Below are 18,167 nucleotides of genomic sequence, written 5' to 3' on the forward strand. Positions count from 1 at the left end.
AAAAAGAGCAGAAATTTCTGCTCTTTTTTGTATCTATTATTGAGATTGTCTAGTATTTTCTGGCCAGTAAAACGTTCAGTAAGAATGTTCCTGCCCAGTTACTGTTATTGGTTGTTACACCATTCGTACCGATAAAGTCTACACGGGCAACAGATACGGTAAGCCTGGTTTTACCGCCAGTACCGTTATTGGCCAGACTTACAAAAGATGCTGTAAACACATCCGGGAAACTTGAGTTGTTTCCTGCGGTAAGAATAGGATACATATTGGTAACATTGAAAGGAGTACCCTGATATTCATACACGAGGGTCATTCTGCTGGCATTGGAGTAGGAAGCAGTCTGGGCTCTGTCCACAGATGTTTTGCTCACAATCCACCACCTGTCTGTTGCAGCACCTGAATCATAGCCTGCATTAGCATGATTGGTCCAGTCAGCAAGGGCTGCTGTTCCAAGGGCATGAGGAGGAATGAAAAGCTGTGTACCATAAATTTCTACATTGCTTGGTTTTGGAAGAACTGTAAAAGATAAATCCCATGTTCCTCCGGAAGTATTACTGTTGTTTACTACTTCGGCATATGCTCCAGTAGGGATTACAAAAGAAGCAACAGGAGTATTGTCTATTCTTAAAGTATTTCCACTGGAAGCCTGTAATGTAATAGCATTGGGAGAAATGTTCTTAATCTTATAAATTCTTCCTGTAAAACTGGTTGTCCCGGTTCCGATCACAGGAAGGGTAAAGGTGGCATCTGCAGTTCCGTTATAGGTAATATAATGATCAGTAGCCAGAATATTATACGTTGTAGCAGTAATCTGAGTATAGCCAGCCCTTAAAGAACCGTTTACAGCAAGCGTACTGTTAGGTGTTGTTGTATTAATGCCTACTTGTGCAGTTAAGGGAATAGCAGCCAATAAAAGGATCGAAATGTATTTTCTCATATTGCATAATTTAATTAACACAAAAATATAAAAAAAACATATGAAAATTATTTGATAATGAATATTTTAAATGTTTTTTAAATAAACCATTAAGATTTTAATATCAATAAATGTTCGGCATTTCTCAATGTACACTATTTTAAGCGGAATTATCTCCTTGAGATACATACTATGCTTTCTTTAAAAAATCTTGGTATGATATATGTAAGATTTATCATGAACCGGAATGAATTTCATTAAATGATATTGGTTTAATTGAAAACATTCAAAAATATGAACATTATGAAAAAGTTATTAATTTCAACAGTATTGTTATTAGGTTTATCCATGAATGTTGCTGCCCAGAAACATCCGCCGGTACCTCCGCATCCTTCAAAAAGTGAGTTGGTCAATATTAAAATGCAAGAACTTACCAAAAAATACAATACTGAAAAAAAACTGATCCTTAATCACCCGCTTGCGACCAAAAAGATGAAGAGAGATCAGATGAAAGCTTTGAATGAAAGATATGCAGCTGAAAAACGATTGCTTAGACAGGCAAGATAATACAGTATTTTTGCAGTTTTTAAAATGGTAAAACCAGTTTTTTATCCGTAAAGTTTTGAAAAGTTTTCAACGTAAGGAAAGTTTATTGAAAGAGAATGCATTGTGTATTCTCTTTCTTTGTTGAAAATTGAATGAAAATAGCTTTATTGGTGCATTTTAAGATCAGTTTGAAGAAACATAAAACATCCAATATTTTTCCTTAAATTCGCATAAAAATTTTTAAAGTAATGAATTACGATATTATTGTCATTGGAAGTGGTCCTGGTGGATATGTTACTGCGATCAGAGCAGCGCAATTAGGTTTCAAAACCGCAATTATCGAGAAAGAAAATTTAGGAGGAATCTGCCTTAACTGGGGATGTATTCCAACTAAAGCTTTATTGAAATCTGCTCAGGTTTTTCATTATATCAACCATGCTGAAGATTATGGTTTGAATAAAGTGGAGGCAAGCTTTGAATTCCCGAATGTGATTCAGAGAAGCCGTGGTGTTGCCAGCAAAATGAGCAAAGGAATCGAATTCTTGATGAAAAAGAATAAGATTGACGTAATTCTTGGTACTGCAAAAGTACAGAAAGGTAAAAAAGTTTCTGTTACAGATAAAGAAGGAAAAGTAACTGAATATACAGGTACTCACATTATTATCGCTACAGGAGCTCGTTCAAGAGAATTACCAAACTTACCGCAGGATGGTAAAAAAGTAATCGGATACAGACAGGCATTATCTCTTCCTGAGCAGCCGAAATCTATGATCGTTGTAGGTTCCGGAGCTATCGGGGTAGAATTTGCTGATTTCTATAACACAATGGGAACTAAAGTAACCATTGTTGAATTCATGCCAAACATCGTACCGGTAGAAGATGAAGAAATCTCAAAACACTTGGAGAAATCTCTGAAGAAGACAGGAATCGAAATCATGACAAACGCTTCAGTGGAAAGTGTTGATACATCTGGTGAAGGAGTAAAAGCTACTGTGAAAACAGCTAACGGAAACATCACTCTTGAAGCTGATATCTTATTATCTGCTGTAGGTATTGCTGCTAATATCGAGAACATTGGGCTAGAAGAAGTAGGAATCCAGACAGATAAAGGAAGAGTATTGGTAAACGAGTGGTATGAAACTTCAGTACCTGGTTACTATGCGATCGGAGATATTATCCCAACTCAGGCATTGGCTCACGTAGCATCTGCAGAAGGAATTACTTGTGTGGAAAAAATCAAAGGAATGCATGTTGAGAAAATCGACTACGGCAATATTCCAGGATGTACATACTGCCACCCTGAAGTAGCGTCTGTAGGTCTTACTGAAAAGCAGGCTAAAGAAAAAGGATACGAAATCAAAGTTGGTAAATTCCCTCTTTCTGCAAGTGGTAAAGCTACTGCAAACGGAAACACAGACGGATTTATCAAAGTGATTTTCGATGCTAAATACGGAGAGTGGTTAGGATGCCATATGATCGGTGATGGAGTAACAGATATGGTTGCTGAAGCTGTTGTAGCGAGAAAATTAGAAACCACAGGTCACGAGATCATCAAATCTATCCACCCGCACCCAACAGTTTCTGAAGCGATTATGGAAGCTGCAGCTGCTGCTTACGGTGAGGTGATTCATATTTAATCTGAAATACAGAATCTTATATATAATTTAAACCCGGATTTTCCGGGTTTTTTTAGTGAAAGTAATAATAACTTTGTAAATCTCTATTGCACATTAATAGCTTTGGACTGCATTTCTTCATTAAGTTTATAGCTATCCTCCAGAAAATGATATTTCACAATTTTACCATTCACTACTTTAAAAATCACAACAAATTCAGTAGTAAATATCTTATTGAATTTTAAAATTTTTGAAGACAGATATCCAGTAGCAGTGGCATTTTCACCATTAACAGCTATAAAGTCGATTTCAAATTTTTCAGGTTTGACATTTGAGTATAATTCTTCAAAAAATTCTTCTATTTCCTTCTTAGTTTGCCTTTTACCTGTCCACGGAAATTTTTGTTTATTTCCAGGCAAGTCCCAGTCTGCATGATCAGAAAATAAATCTAAAATATTTCCTTCCTTTTTTCCGGATTGTAAAGCAAAAAATTCATCTATTACCTCTTTTGTTGTTTTTAGAGATTCTTTGTTGATAGGTAACGATGGATTTTTAAATATATTTATTCTATCTACATCTTCTGAAGTAAAATCAGGATCTACATACACATGTATACGTTTGATAAATTCATCTTCGAATTCAAAAACATTGCAGAATTTACCATAAGAAATCTTATTATCAGGCCACTCCTTTCCGGATTTTGTAATTCCCCTTTCTGTCCCTTCTACCACAATACTATGGTCAGAAATTACATATTTAAAATTATCAATATCATGGCTGAGGCTTTGAAGATGAGCACCCATTACTTTTCCAAAATTTGTGATTCCATTTTTTCCCTTTTCAAACCCGAATTTAGGATAATATATTTCTACATCATCTGTATAGAGATTAAAATATTCTTCGTCAAATTGCCCTTCATCCACTTTTTTGAAATACGTTTTCACTTTGTTTTTGCGAAGTGTCGCAAGATCTGTATTGTTCATATTTTTTTGTTGTTGTATTGCTGACCTGTCCTGAGCTTTCATATTGGTAATGTTTATGAATATCAGAAGAGTAGCTGTTATTATGATATTGTTCTTCATTTTTATTTAAACCGATCGTTCCAGAATTTGATAAAAAAAATTATTTCTTAATTTGATCTATTAAAAAATCAACCATTTCCATTACTTCCTTTTTATTTTGGGTCAGGTTATAATGGCTCCAGAAACTGCTGAAAGAAGATAATATATAGCGGGCAATAATCTGAGCTGAAGTTGTACTTTTGATATTTCCATCTTCCTGAGCCTGTAATATTGCTTTTTCTAAAATAGCCAGTAAAGATTTGCCACTTTTTAAAATAAGCTGCCTGGCTTCCTGATCTTCCGGAACAATTTCGAAAATGGTTTTCACCGTAAGGCATGCTTTATTATCAGTTACAGTTTGTTCAACAACATCACGGATAATGTTTTCAAGCGCGGTTATACCTTCATTTTTTGCTTGTAACGCCTGGTAATATTGATTTTCTTTGAAATCAGAATAATTGGATAAGCATTTTAAGAACAAATCATGTTTATTACCATAGGTATCATAAATACTGCTTCTGTTCAGCTTCATAGCATCTACAATATCGTGCATTGAGGTAGCGTGATATCCATTTTCCCAAAAGAGATTACGGGCTAATTCCAGTTTTTCCGTATAGTCGAATTCTTTATTTCTTGGCATACTGCAAATATACAATTTAAACCAATCGTTCCAAATTGAATTTATTATTATTTAGATTCTTTATTAGCGTGTAAGGCTGGCAATTGATTCTTTAAACATGTAAAAATAACCTAACAGGTTTTTAAAACCTGTTAGGTTTAATGCCCATCTAATTGATAAGAAAATCAATTCGCTCCAGGATTAATCATACAACCAAAGATTTTTATCTGTGGTTTTTTATAGAAAGTATACTCATTAGTGTTTTTCAGGATAAAAAGCTTAGTAAAAAACCTAATAGTGCTCCTCCGATAACTAAAAAAGCACTGTTTAGTTTTTTAAATCCGAATACAACAGCTATACTTATACAGGCGATAAGAGTTGTTTTCCAGTCGGTAATGCTGTCAATTCCCATAGTGATGCATACAGACAGAATGAGAGCTACAGAAGCCACATTTACACCGTTAAGAAAAGAAGAAAATGTTGCAGAATTTCTCATTTTATTTATGAAAGGACCGGACAAAGCAACAAATATAAAAGAAGGAAGGAATATGGCTAAAGTAGATACCAAAGTTCCCGAAAGTCCATTGATCTGATATCCGATAAATGTCACTGAAGAAAACACAGGCCCCGGAGTAAACTGGCCTACGGCGATAGCATCTATAAGTTCCTGACGGGTAATAATCCCTCTGGAAACAAGCTCTGTATCCAGAAAAGCGAATAAAACATATCCACTGCCATATAATATGACTCCGATTTTCAGAAAGATCCAGAATAATTTTAAATTGAGCAGAGAAGATGTGTTAGACAGTAAAAACTGAAGTGGACTAATAAAAATAAAATTGTTCAGCTTTTTATTTCTTTGCTGATACTCTATCATCAATATTAAAAATCCGGCTCCGAACATTAATACTATTTCACTGATTTTTAACAAAGAACATATGAGAACAATTCCTCCAACAGCCGCTAATGGGAAAGTTTTTACTGATTTTTTTGCCAGTGGGAATACGGCACCTATTATAATCGCTATAATGGCAGGCTTTATTCCATAAATAAAAGGAGATACTTCGGGAAGCCGGCCATATTCTTTGTATAGCCATGCAAAAATACCGGTAATAATAACCGCAGGAAATATAAAACAAAGCCCGGCAACTATAAGTCCTTTCCAGCCTGCTCTTTCACGTCCTATATGGATTGCCATTTCAGTACTGTTAGGACCGGGAATGAGATTGGTAGCTCCAATAAGATCCAGAAATTCCTGATCTGTCAGCCACTTTTTTTCAGCTACCACTTCTTTTTGCATCATTGCAATATGGGCTGCCGGGCCTCCAAATCCAATGATTCCGAGCTTCAGAAATAATTTGGCAAGGTCTTTTAAGTCATTATTATTGTTCACTTTAAACGATTTGTTTTACAAGAACCATTTATTAAAAATTGATTTGATAAAAGTAAAAAACTATAGGATATATTTTAATATCTGGATGATCATTTTTACATTAATTTTGAAAAGTATGGGCTTTAATAGCAGACTATAAGGTCAGGCCGCTTAAGGATTTAAAGCTGTTTGATTGAATTTTAATGTGATTACAACGATTTTTCTTAAAATAATTTTAAAATTAGCATATTTATAAAAATTAACTTAATTATTTCAGACTGTTTTCTTACATTTATTCAATGAATTTTGAGAGAGTAGGACTTGTTTTATCAGGAGGCGGTACCAAAGGAATCGCTCATGCAGGAGTATTAAAATTCTTACAGGAAAAAGGTATTGAGATAGATATTCTTTCCTGCTGCAGCGCAGGATCTATTGTAGGATGTCTTCATGCTGTCGGAAAAACTCCGGAAGAAATCCTGGAATTCTTCAATTCTGTCTATTTTTTCAATTGGAAACACTTTACGTTCAATCAGCCGGGACTGGTTTCTTCAGTGATCTTCAGAAACTACCTGAAACCTATTTTCCACGAAATGAAATTAGGTGATCTTGATATTGAAGTGAAAATCGTAGCTACAGAGTTGGTTGCAGGTACCCAGAAAATTTTTGATAAAGATTTTGAAATTGTTGATGCCATTATTGCCTCTTGCTCCATTCCGGGAATCACCACTCCTTACATCATTGGAGATGAAATGTATTGTGACGGAGGAGTACTGAATAACTTCCCCGCAGATATCATCAGGGAAGACTGTGATAAGCTGATCGGTGTATTTGTATCTCCGCCCAATGAAGCAAAGATCAAGGATCTGAACTCTATTAAAGCAATCGTTTCCCGCTCTTATGACCTTCTGTCCTACAGAATCGAAAAAATAAAATTTGATTACTGTGACTGGTTCATTTCTTCCCAAAAATTATCTTCCTACGGAACTTTCGAACGGAGAAAAGACAGACTGGAAGAGATTTTCAATATCGGTTACAAAGCAGCAAAAGAAAGCTATGAAGAAAGTACTTTTTTCACAGAATTAAAACAATCTGGAACATAAAAAAATCCTGCATTAATCAATACAGGACTTTTATTTTATAAGAAAGGAAAACAATCTTGGGTTCTAAAAGAGAAGTTATAGGCAGACTATAATAACTTTCAGCCTCATTCTTTCAGCTTCCCGCTTTTATAATTCTAATTTTTCACGACATATCCGTCCTGGTGAACAATTTCACGGTCATTCGCATCATTTACAACTAATGTATAAGGTGCTTTTTTCGGAGAATCTGTAAGATAATTTCTCCAGATCTGATAGCTGTGCCCTTCATTGTTGAATTCGATATAATAATTTCCTCCTGTACCGTCAGGAATCAGTTCACCATCGCTGATGATCATGCTTGGCTTAGCGGTGATCTTTGAATTGGCATTCCAGGACTGGTAAAGGTATTTTCCATTCGGTTGTTTGTCGATTCTGATCTTGAACTTTTTGGTTTTAATAATAACAGTCTTCGGTACCTGCTGAAGGGCAGAAGAAGTTATAAAACCATCTGTCTTCGGAGCGGGAACTTCTTTAGCCTGAACAAAAGAAAACTGGGCTAAACAGAAAGTCCCTAATAAAATATGCTTTATCATATTGAGTGGTTATTGGTTAACATTTCAGATTCTATCAAATATAAAGCCATATTTCAGCTGAATGTTCTTTTTAGGAACAAGTGCGTAAAGTTTATTACAATGATTTTTTAATTATAATAAATTTGTATGAACTAAAAATAGATTAAAAATAATTATTTAAATATTTCTTTGAACTCATCTGTGTAAGATAACTTTTCATAACCTAAGTGCTTAAAATTTCCTTGAATGTAATTTTTTACCTGAAAATAATTTTTATGATAGAATTGCGATATTTTTACAACTTTATTTCCATCTTTATACAAATAAAGGTATTCATAAGTTCCTCCTTTACCTGTCAAATAGCTAAATTTCCAACCTTCAATTTCAGAAATTTTATAAGTTTTAGTTAAAAGTCCAAAAAACCTTTTAGCAACAATATCATTTTTGTTAATTGTTATACTGATACATTTTGTTCTTACTTCTCCAAAGAGTACTACGAAAGAAAAAATAAGTATGCTTGGGATAAATATTCTTGGAAATAATGGGGTATTATAATTTTCTGTAATAAATATCCCGGGGATAACTAATATAATAACATAAAAAAAAGCAATTAACAATAAAGCTGGTAAAAAAACTTTAAAAGTAAATTTTGTCTTCATAATTACAAAAATGAAACTCTTAATTTAGTTTTCAACCTTAACCTTAAAATTCTGCGTATAACTTGCAAAAGCATCTTCCAGGCTTTCAAATTTACCTTTGAATTCATCAATAGGGCAGTCCTGAAGAATATTTCCTTTATGAATCAGAATGACTCTTGAGCACAGTGCTTCCACTTCCTGCATGATATGGGTAGACAGTAAAACAGTCTTTTGCTGTCCGATCTGTTTCACCACATTACGGATTTCAATAATCTGATTGGGATCCAGACCATTGGTAGGTTCATCCAGAATCAGCAGATCCGGCTGATGAATGATAGCTTGTGCCAATCCTACACGTTGCTTGTATCCCTTAGACAACTGTCCGATTTTTTTTGATTTTTCCGGAGTAATTCCTACGAGTTCAATCACTTCATCTACTCTGGATTCGGAAATTTTGTGGATATTGGCCACAAACTGAAGATATTCTTTCACATACATCTCCAGATACAGCGGATTATTCTCAGGAAGAAAACCGATTTTCTTTTTGCTTTCAATCTCATGGTCTGAGATATTCATTCCATTAAAAATAATTTCTCCCTGATCAATTTTCAGAGCCCCCACAATAGACTTCATCAGCGTAGATTTTCCGGCTCCGTTCGGACCAAGAAGACCGATGATCTCATTTTTATCAATAGAAATGTTGATGTTGTCAAGAGCAGTCTGTTCACCAAATTTTTTGGTTAAATTGATTATCTGAAGCGGCATAAATTGTAATGTCTTTCTGCAAAAATAAAATAAAAAAACTCATCCGATAGAATGAGTTTCGCAATATTTATAAAATATAATTATTTTCTTGATTTTTTCTTGGCTCCGCCAGATGCCGGAGCTGCTGTAGAAGCAGTATTGGTGGCTCCTTTTACTGCCGAAGGGTTTATGCTGGAAGGTTTGTCATACATGGCATACTTTCCGTTCGTTCTTCCAAAAATTTTCTCCACCTGTTTTTGGGTTAAAAACTGTGATTTTCCAATGTATTTCCGGTTCTTGTTGATCACCTGAATAAACTGCATGGTCTGCTGCCCATAGTTTTTTTCATAATGAAGCTCTATGATATCATTAGGCAGTTCCAATATAATATTTTCTTCTGGAGTGGAAATAAAACCATCCATAATCAGTTTATAGAGCCCGGCAACATCTCCATTAAGGTTCTGGAATGAAAAAGACCGGATTGTATTCAGGTTGCTGGTGTTCAGATCCTGGTAGTTCACTGTAAATTTATCTTCCTTTTTATATAGACCAACGGAATTATCTTTACCAATTTCCACCAAACTTTCATTTTTCAACACTTTGATCTGTGAGAAAACTGAAATACCGAACATACATGTAATAAGTAGAATTATTTTTCTCATGGAATGAATTTTAATGTTTTATAACTTGGTGCACATAAATTTACTCATAAAAAAGCTAAAAAGCAATTTTAATTCGTTAAAGCAAAAGTAACATTTTTTTTTAATACTTATAAGAGATCATCTGCTGATGTTATGGGCTCCATTGTTTATGTAAAGAGTTGTGATTCATAGGGTTTTAATCTCTTTTGTGACAGTGCTGTTATTTTTTTATATGCCAGGTTTATATTTCAAATCTGGTGTAAGGTGTTGAGAAACAGAGTGAAATTTACTCACGTGTTATGAAATTAAAAATTTATTAAAAATAAATGTTAAAAATGAGGTTTTGTGAATAATCAATAAAAAATATTAATGAGAAGCTATAGCTGTAAGAATCACATTCTTTATTGCAGCCTCTTTGAAACTCCAGTATTCGCTGTTTTCGGGCATCTGATTCTCAAGAATAATCAGGGTGGTATCAGTGGAAGGAAAATAAGTGTTAAGGCAAGTGAAACCATCACCAAGACCTGTGACTGCAAAATAATCCAGTCCTGCCTCTTTGATAAATCTTATATTATACCCGAATCCCATACTTTCTTTTCCAAACACATTATGCTGGGAAGTTGTAGAAGGTGTCAGCATCAGCTTTTGAAATTCAGGAGAGAGAAGTTTTCCTTTAAATAAAGCCTGATCCCATTTTGCAAGATCCTGCACCGTAGAAATGACGCCTGCAGCAGGAGCAATATCATCATTCAGAAAGGACTCTTTTACTTTTACAAACTGATTGTTTTCATTCATATAACCTGCAACCAGAGATTGATTATTCTTTGTATTGTAAACAAAAGTCTGATCCATTTTCAACCTTTTAAAAAGAGAACCGGCAAGTTCAGTAAAGCTTTTTCCTGTTGTATTTTTAAGGATTTCCCCCAGCATGATATAAGAAAGGTTGCCATATTTGAACTGGGTACCGGCTTTGAAAGCTGCAGGTTTCTCAAGATTGCTAATCCCGTGGGTATGGTTCAGAAGATGGTGTACGGTAACTGTGTCGGCCCAGGTTTGGGTAAGAGAAGGAAGGTATTTTCTGATAGGAGTATGAAGATTCAGTTTTCCCTGTTCGGCAGCCTGTAAAACCAATACTGCGGTAACCTGCTTAGAATTGGACATGATTTCAAACTGATCTCCTGTTTTCAAAAGAATTTTCTTATCAAAATCTTTGTAGCCATTGGATTTCAGATAGTGTACTTTTCCTTTCTGAGCCACCAAAACGACGCCATTGAAAGCTATCGGGCTGGGAGACGTTATAATACTGTCGATTTTATGAGTGTAAGCGTCTTGTTTCTGAGCTGCTGCGGCAACAGATAACAACGTAGAAAATATACCTGTGAAAAATAATTGTGTTTTGGTCATTACTTATTTTTTTGCTAAAAATTGAGATATAAGAAAATTCTTATTGAATCTTTTGTAAATGGTTGTTTTAAAGATTTGAGCTTCCAAATATATCTTTTTCCTCAGATTGTACAAGTAAATATTTTTGTCAATTAATATGAGTGAAAACATAAATCAGTAAGATAAAAGTCTGTATTTTTAAATTTGGTTTGAATTTATATGAGTAGTAATACTCAAAAATGCTGATGATACCCAATAATCAATTAAATTTCTTTTTATGGAAAATACAGAGCATAAGCATGGAGCATCTTCTTCCATGGAAGTTGAAAAGCATTCAAAACGTTCTTCCTCTACAATGTACGGACAATTTGTATTGATGGCTGTAGTGATGTTTTGTGCGATGTATATCATTATGTATGCTATGATAGACAGCCTGAAGAATCTTATTTCGAACATTAATAATCTATATATGGCTTTGTTGATGACTTCAGCGATGCTTCTCATTGAATTGTGGGTGATGCGAAAGATGTATACCAACAAAGCAATAAATTGGACTATAGTGATCATTGCCGTAATATCAGGTATTTTTTCCTGGTTCGGAATCAGAGAACAGATGAATGTTGATGACAGACAGTTTGTCAAAAGTATGATTCCTCATCATGCAGCAGCTATTTTAATGTCACAAAAGGCTCATCTTACCGATCCGCAGCTGATTACCCTGCAGAAAAATATTCTTAAAACCCAATCCGAAGAAATCAAGCTGATGAAGCACAAACTCAGAGAATTTGAAAAAAGGTAGGGCAGGAATCTGAAATAACACGAATATAGATATACTGTTATTTTAATCAGAATATTTTAATAATTTAGTTTCCATGAAAATTAAAACTATTAGCCTTTCTATCATTTTTTTCACTATTATTTCCTGTAAAAAGGATAAAGAATATCCTAAATATGTTGAATTGGAATCGGGAAATGGAAGCTATTCACTTTTTATAAAAGATGGAAATTTTGAATTTTTAAAAACAGAATTTGTAAGCTATGATCACATAGTAACAGCTCCTTTTTCAGAAGGTAAATATAAGATATCAGGTGATGAACTGATTTTGAATAGTGATAAAGGAAAAAAATATATTTTCAAAATAGGGAATGATTCAGAACTGATCCCTGCAAAAATGGATTCCCTGAAAGATCTGAAAGGATTGTATCCTGTTCAGATTCTTCATAATAATAAAATGCCGAAAGAAATGGGACGCCTGGATTCTTTAGGAAGAAAAAATGCATTGTGGCTTTATTTTAATGAAAAAGGAAAGGTGGTAAACCAGAGATTGTATAAAAATGGAGAACTGGTAAAAGATCATTACAAGTCTGATATTGTTATAAAATAAAGAATCAGCAAGAGACCTGGAAATAAACAGTATTCAATTTTATCGCAGATAAAATCCTTGCGCCTTATAGCAGCCTTTTTAATAGGATTTTGCGTCTTTGCGTTTTCCAATTATACCTTTCTTATTTGTGTGTTTTTGAAAACGAAAAACGCAAAGTCTTTTTAATTCCATAAATAATTTTAAGGTGAAAGAAGATCAAAGATTTTTAGCAAGTGAAAGTCAAAAAATATCAGCACCTAACCTTAGTCAATAAAAAAGGCACCACTTACAAGTAAATGGCGCCTCGTTACTGAATATATTTGAATGTAAAATTGTTTTTGGTTTATCTACTCATTCTGCTTGATTTGTGGGTTATTATTAATCTCTTTATTAGGAATCTGGAATCTGAATTTATCAGGAGTCAGGTTGAATCTTCCAAAAGTATGATTCGTTCCTGTGTATACCCTTTCTAAAGGGGTGTTTAATCTTTTCATATCAAACCAGGCGTAGCCTTCACCCCAAAGTTCTATTCTCTTTTGCAGGACAATTTCATTAATCAGCTCGCTGCCTGATTTCGTAGATAATGTGTAAGCCTGATCTCTTTTGGAGGTAATGTCAAATAATACCTGTCTTGCTTCGGCTTCTCTTCCTTGTCTGGCAAGAGCTTCCGCTTGTATATAATATAGTGAAGATGCTCTGATGTAAATATAATCTCCTTCAAAAAGCGTAGGATCCTTAAACTTCCAGCTTACGTAAGGCGGATAATTCTTCGTTTTTCCGTTGAATGTATATGCAGCATTCTGGTTTCCATTGAATACTTTTTTACGGTAATCCGTTGCCGGAATGGCTTCATAAAGACGCTTGTCAATCAGCTTACGGATCTGTGCGGCTCCGGCATATCCTTCATTCGTATTATCAAACATGGAGAAGAAAGAAGCATAATAATTTCCGATGCTCATTGTGGAAATGGTATTATGAAAACCCCATATTACCTCAGGATTATTGATATTGGAAAATCCGGTATTGGTATAATCATCCTCGGTCATCAGGGCAATTCCCTGCTTGCTTTCCTCAGCATATTTAGCCGCTTTGATATAATCTCCTGTTTCCAGAAATACTTCTGCGGCAATAGCTTTAGCAGTTCTTTCGTCTATCTGGGCTCTGGAAGGTCTGGTGTAAGTATCCAGAAGCGTTACAGATTCTTCTATATCTTTTTTGATTTGCGTATATACCTCAGCAACTGTTGATCTCGGAAGTCCCTGACTTGGATTAGCTGCGGTAAGAACCAATGGAAGGCCGGGCTCAGACTGATGTCCGTTATAATCATTGGCATAAAAACGCACCAGATAAAAGTAGGAATAAGCTCTTAAAGCGAGCAGCTGTCCTGCAATGGCTCTGTTTTTTGCATTGGCATTTTTATCCAGACCATCCAGCAGCTTGTTGATTACGAATATTCTTGCATAAAAAGTAGTCCATACAATCTCAGAAGCAATATTACTGGCATTAGTGGCTTCATAATTATAAAACATTCCTAAATGCTGGTTGGTAGACTGGATCACATCATTAGACATCAGATCAGCACCTGCTTTAATTCCCATGATTCCGAAATCTGAGTGAACGGTGGTACCGCCTGCACCATTGCTTCGAAGATCAAGATAGATTCCACCCAGAATTTTTTCCGGACTGTTTGCATCGTTATTGAGCTGCTCCCCGGAAATATCCCCTTCCGGTAACGTATTGAGGTCATTGGCACAGCTGGTAGCCAAAAAACTTAGGGTTACAGCTGTTATAAAGTATTGTATTGTGTTCATTCCTGTTCTTTTAAAAATTAAGTTTAAAGCCTAAAGAGACACTGGATAAAAGAGAATAGCGGTAAGCATCTGAAACTCCTGTCAGTGAAGCTCTCGGATCATAGCCTTTTCTCTTGGACCATAGGTACAGGTTGTTTCCTGTCACATAGATTTTCAGACCTGATAAGCCTGCCTGTTGTGCAAAACCATCGGGAAGCTGATAGGAGAGGGTTACGTCCTGAAGGCTGATATAATCCGATTTGATCAGATACAGTGTTGAATTTCCGTTCTGGTTCGTAGCCGTAAGATCTACTCTAGGTAAGGCAGCCGTTGGATTTTCCGGAGTCCAGGTTTTATCCAGATCTGTTGAATAGTTGGAACCATAGCTGTCAGAATGGAATAAGCTTCTGTAAATATCATCATATCCATAGCCTCCGAACTGGTAAGCAAAATTCACTGCCAGATTGAATCTTTTATAACTGAAATCTGTTCCGAACCCTCCATATACTTTTGGAATAGCAGACTTTCCGGTGTTATAGTCGGTGGCTTCCTTATAATTACTGGTCACCGTTCTTTCTTCCTGATGAGTGGTTGGATTGATGGTTGTACGATACCATAAAGCATCGCCATTCTCAGGATTTACTCCTGCAAATTCTTTCAGGAAATAGGTATATCGGTCACCGCCTTCGGTCAGAATAAATAAGCCCGAAACAAGCCCTGTATTTCTCTGCTCAGCCGGTAATCTGGTAATCTTGTTTTTGTAATGAGTAGCATTGGCATAAAAACTCCATTGAAATTCATCACCGCGAAGAATATCGACACTTACATTAGCCTGAACTCCTCTGTTGGTCATATCTCCGATATTTCCGTATTTCACATATGAACCCGCATTGGATGGAGGAAGAGGAAGAGCGTAAATCATATCCGAAACTTTTCTTTCAAAATAATCGGCATTCAGACTGATTCTGTTTTTTAAAAGTGAAATTTCAAAACCGGCATTCAGGTTTTTGGAGGTTTCCCATTTTAAATCCTTATTTCCTTGTTTTTTAAGCGACAGAACAGGTTTGTCGTCCCCGAAGTTGTTGATTCCGTAGATATCCTGATACGCATAATAATCTCTGCTGGAACCACTTAAAAGAATGTTGTCATTTCCCTGCTGTCCATAAGAAGCTTTTAATTTTAAAGCATTGATAATACGATTGTCTTTAAGAAAATCTTCCTTTGCGATATTCCATGCAAGTCCTAATCCATAGAAATTTCCCCATCTGCTTTCCGGAGAAAATACGGAAGAACCGTCTCTACGGATATTGGCATTAAAGAAATATTTTCCGTCATAATTATACAATAACCTCGTGAAATAACCTTCTACGGCATATTCATAACCGCTTCCGGATAAGTCGGTAATTTTTACGGCATTGTCAAATGACTGAGAGTCGGGTAGTAAAAGCTGCTGTTTTGATCCTGAGAATCCATCATCTTTTATTTTATTCAGTTCATGCCCTGCAAGGAGGTTGAAGCTGTGATTTCCCAGCTTTTTCTGGTAAGTAAGCAATTGCTGATGGTTCAGGGTATATTTAAAATTAGAACCTTGAGAAATTGTTCCTCCCACAGAAGATGAAGTTCCTCCTTCCGTATTTCCGAACTGCAGGTTTCTGGTATTTTCGAGATAAGCTCCGAAATTATAAGTGAAATCAAGTCCTTTGATGATTTCATAATTTAAACCCAGGTTCAGGTTGGTAATGTTACTGACAGTCTGTGACTTATCTTTCTGAAGGTTTCCTACAGGATTTTCAAACACCGCATAAGATCTTGTGGCACCGTTAGGTCCCTGGCCGTCTCCGTAGTCATATAGAGCATTTCCATAACTATCATAAAGCCTCTGGTAATTGTTATCTCTCAGGAAAACAGGATAGAAAGGAGCAATATTTCTGGCAAACTGGAAAGGGTTGGAAAAACCTCCGGTCTCCCCGAAATCCTGCTTACTGTAGGTATAAGATAAAGCACTGGTCAGCTTCAGTTTGGAAGTGATGGAATAGTCTACATTAGACCTGATCCCGAACCTTTCAAAACCTGACGAAATCAGATATCCTTTATCATCCAGATAATTAAGGGAAGTGTACGATTTTACCTGATCACCATTGGCATTGATTCCCACTGTTGCTTCCCTTCTCAAAGCCGGTCTGAAAAGCAGCTTTTTCCAGTTGTCCTGGTAGAGCAGCTTTGCGTCGGGATTGAAAGAACCGTCCTTTGAAATTAGTTGATTAAAAGGAACGTTATATACATTATATCCCAGTTTGGTAAGAGCAGCAAGTCCCACATCATGAGGAGAAGGGCCTGAAGGAACAGCTCCCGGCTGTTTCAGTCTTGCAATTTCGCCAATTCTTGCTCTGTTATAATAAGCGGTGTAATAATCCTGAGGAGAAGTAAAGACAGAATAATCCTCAATAGACCTGAAGTTAACCCCTGTTTTTACATCGGCCTCAATACTTACACCTTTACTTTTTCCTCTTTTGGTGTTCACAATAATAACACCATTAGCCCCTCTGGAACCGTATAAAGCATTCGAAGAAGCATCTTCAAGAAAAGAGATACTTTCAATATCCGATGCGGCAATACTGTTCAGGTTTCCGCTGTATGGAATGCCATCGAGTACAATTAACGGATCACTGGACGCGTTGATAGAGCCTATTCCTCTCATTCTGATGGTCGGCTGGGAGCCCGGCTGTCCTGAGGAAATCACCTGTACTCCCGCTACTTTTCCTCCAATTCCCTGAAGAATATTTCCGTTTTGAAGATTAGAAAGATCTTTAGCCTTCAGCGACTGTACAGATCCCGTAATTTCTTCTTTTTTCTGCTTCCCAAAAGCTACCACCACCACTTCTTTGATGGAAGTTTCTTTGGAAAGACTGTCTTTGCTTTGTGCAAAACCATATTCCGCGAACAGGAGTAAGGCCAATACACCAAGCTTGCATTGTTTCTTTTTCATTATATTAATCTAGGTTTAAAACTGAATTGTGTATTACTGCTGATCTCCCGGTAAAAAATGTGACTTTCCGCCTCCTTTTTTCAGGGAGGTTATAAAACGAATAGTAAAATTACAGGAGAGGTACCCGGATGAAAGAAGCCTTGAACTCTTTGGCTTTAATTCCTACAGTAATGAATGTATCTCTTAAAAAGTTAGCACATCATCATCATGCCCATCATATCAAAGCACATATCTTGAGAAATACATTGGTGCTGTGAAAGGGCAGACATTCCACAACAATTTTGCTGTGCAGGAGCTGCCACCGTAATGGTGCATAGGTAAGAATTAAAGGTATTCTTATTCATGAGAATAAAGTTTATGATTTTTTTTAACTGGGTCAAAATTATTTAATAAAAGGCGAACCCCTACAAAAAGGGAATATGAGATAAATCATACTAGTCTACCAAATTAGTAGGTTAATAGTTGGAATTTAGATTTTAATAAAATAATAAATTGATTATCAGTTCATTGGATGAAGTGTTGCAAATGTTGAAAAATAATAAAAAAGTTAATTTTCAAGTGTGAATTAAAATTAAAACAAGAAGTCTATTTATTTTGTAGACTTTTTATTTATTTTATAGCTGTATTCCATGAAAATGAGGATTAGAAGCTTTATCCTGCTATCCGCTCATACTCCTCGCACCTGGCTGAATCCACTTTCTGCTGCGGGGTAACCGCTGCTATCAGGGCTAAGGATGATTTGAATTATAAGTGATAAATGATCAATGATCAATGATCAATCATAATATAAAATTATCCCAAACCTCTGTGTCAATCTGTGAGATCTGCGGTGATAACAAA

Annotated in this window: 16 protein-coding genes; 5 read left to right on the top strand and 11 right to left on the bottom strand. The window is 35.7% G+C overall.

The window, feature by feature from the left end:
* Window positions 1–49 precede the first annotated feature (49 nt).
* Window positions 50–937 carry a hypothetical protein gene (locus AB1278_RS08275; RefSeq protein ID WP_202839281.1) on the bottom strand — a complete coding sequence of 296 codons (888 nt, stop codon included), beginning with the start codon at window positions 935–937 and terminating at the stop codon, window positions 50–52.
* A 282-nt stretch (window positions 938–1,219) separates the two neighbouring features.
* Here AB1278_RS08275 and AB1278_RS08280 point away from each other — a divergent pair, with 282 nt between their 5' ends.
* Together AB1278_RS08280 and lpdA are read left to right on the top strand one after the other, a co-directional pair.
* Window positions 1,220–1,483, top strand: a complete 264-nt coding sequence (locus AB1278_RS08280; RefSeq protein WP_238349598.1) for a hypothetical protein — start codon at window positions 1,220–1,222, stop codon at window positions 1,481–1,483.
* A 227-nt stretch (window positions 1,484–1,710) separates the two neighbouring features.
* Window positions 1,711–3,099: a dihydrolipoyl dehydrogenase gene (gene lpdA / locus AB1278_RS08285; protein ID WP_202839283.1), complete on the top strand. Its 1,389-nt coding sequence runs from the start codon at window positions 1,711–1,713 to the stop codon at window positions 3,097–3,099.
* 83 nt (window positions 3,100–3,182) lie between these two features.
* Here lpdA and AB1278_RS08290 read toward each other — a convergent pair whose 3' ends face one another.
* From AB1278_RS08290 to chrA, 3 genes are all read right to left on the bottom strand, one after another.
* Window positions 3,183–4,160, bottom strand: coding sequence for a nuclear transport factor 2 family protein (locus AB1278_RS08290; protein WP_343639111.1), 978 nt, complete (start codon window positions 4,158–4,160; stop codon window positions 3,183–3,185).
* A 40-nt stretch (window positions 4,161–4,200) separates the two neighbouring features.
* Entirely contained in the window at window positions 4,201–4,779 is a 579-nt protein-coding gene (locus AB1278_RS08295; RefSeq protein WP_343639109.1) for a TetR/AcrR family transcriptional regulator, read from the bottom strand.
* Between the two features lie 244 nt (window positions 4,780–5,023).
* Entirely contained in the window at window positions 5,024–6,151 is a 1,128-nt protein-coding gene (gene chrA / locus AB1278_RS08300; protein ID WP_429813638.1) for a chromate efflux transporter, read from the bottom strand.
* 278 nt (window positions 6,152–6,429) lie between these two features.
* On the opposite strand from chrA, the gene AB1278_RS08305 reads away from it, so the two are divergent.
* Complete coding sequence (locus AB1278_RS08305; protein ID WP_110010461.1) at window positions 6,430–7,230, top strand: patatin-like phospholipase family protein; 801 nt, start codon at window positions 6,430–6,432, stop codon at window positions 7,228–7,230.
* Between the two features lie 134 nt (window positions 7,231–7,364).
* Here AB1278_RS08305 and AB1278_RS08310 read toward each other — a convergent pair whose 3' ends face one another.
* The 5 genes from AB1278_RS08310 to AB1278_RS08330 form a co-directional block, all read right to left on the bottom strand.
* A complete protein-coding gene (locus AB1278_RS08310) occupies window positions 7,365–7,802 on the bottom strand; it encodes a hypothetical protein (RefSeq protein WP_429813641.1) in 438 nt (145 codons plus the stop codon).
* 152 nt (window positions 7,803–7,954) lie between these two features.
* Window positions 7,955–8,440 (bottom strand): hypothetical protein, encoded by a 486-nt coding sequence (locus tag AB1278_RS08315; RefSeq protein ID WP_429813644.1) that lies wholly within the window; start codon window positions 8,438–8,440, stop codon window positions 7,955–7,957.
* 24 nt (window positions 8,441–8,464) lie between these two features.
* Window positions 8,465–9,184 carry an ABC transporter ATP-binding protein gene (locus AB1278_RS08320; protein WP_429813647.1) on the bottom strand — a complete coding sequence of 240 codons (720 nt, stop codon included), beginning with the start codon at window positions 9,182–9,184 and terminating at the stop codon, window positions 8,465–8,467.
* A gap of 80 nt (window positions 9,185–9,264) precedes the next feature.
* Window positions 9,265–9,825: a hypothetical protein gene (locus tag AB1278_RS08325; RefSeq protein ID WP_429813650.1), complete on the bottom strand. Its 561-nt coding sequence runs from the start codon at window positions 9,823–9,825 to the stop codon at window positions 9,265–9,267.
* Window positions 9,826–10,170: 345 nt separating this feature from the next.
* Window positions 10,171–11,208 (bottom strand): serine hydrolase domain-containing protein, encoded by a 1,038-nt coding sequence (locus AB1278_RS08330; protein ID WP_429813653.1) that lies wholly within the window; start codon window positions 11,206–11,208, stop codon window positions 10,171–10,173.
* A gap of 256 nt (window positions 11,209–11,464) precedes the next feature.
* On the opposite strand from AB1278_RS08330, the gene AB1278_RS08335 reads away from it, so the two are divergent.
* Together AB1278_RS08335 and AB1278_RS08340 are read left to right on the top strand one after the other, a co-directional pair.
* Entirely contained in the window at window positions 11,465–11,986 is a 522-nt protein-coding gene (locus AB1278_RS08335) for a DUF305 domain-containing protein (RefSeq protein WP_202839300.1), read from the top strand.
* A 73-nt stretch (window positions 11,987–12,059) separates the two neighbouring features.
* Entirely contained in the window at window positions 12,060–12,572 is a 513-nt protein-coding gene (locus AB1278_RS08340) for a hypothetical protein (RefSeq protein WP_429813656.1), read from the top strand.
* Between the two features lie 326 nt (window positions 12,573–12,898).
* Here the strand turns inward: AB1278_RS08340 and AB1278_RS08345 are convergent, their stop codons facing one another.
* Window positions 12,899–14,362 (bottom strand): RagB/SusD family nutrient uptake outer membrane protein, encoded by a 1,464-nt coding sequence (locus AB1278_RS08345; protein WP_429813658.1) that lies wholly within the window; start codon window positions 14,360–14,362, stop codon window positions 12,899–12,901.
* Between the two features lie 10 nt (window positions 14,363–14,372).
* Entirely contained in the window at window positions 14,373–17,327 is a 2,955-nt protein-coding gene (locus tag AB1278_RS08350; RefSeq protein WP_395974349.1) for a SusC/RagA family TonB-linked outer membrane protein, read from the bottom strand.
* Between the last annotated feature and the right edge of the window lie 840 nt (window positions 17,328–18,167).

The organism is Chryseobacterium sp. NRRL B-14798 (assembly GCF_050470705.1).
In the GTDB taxonomy this organism is placed as follows: domain Bacteria; phylum Bacteroidota; class Bacteroidia; order Flavobacteriales; family Weeksellaceae; genus Chryseobacterium; species Chryseobacterium cupriresistens.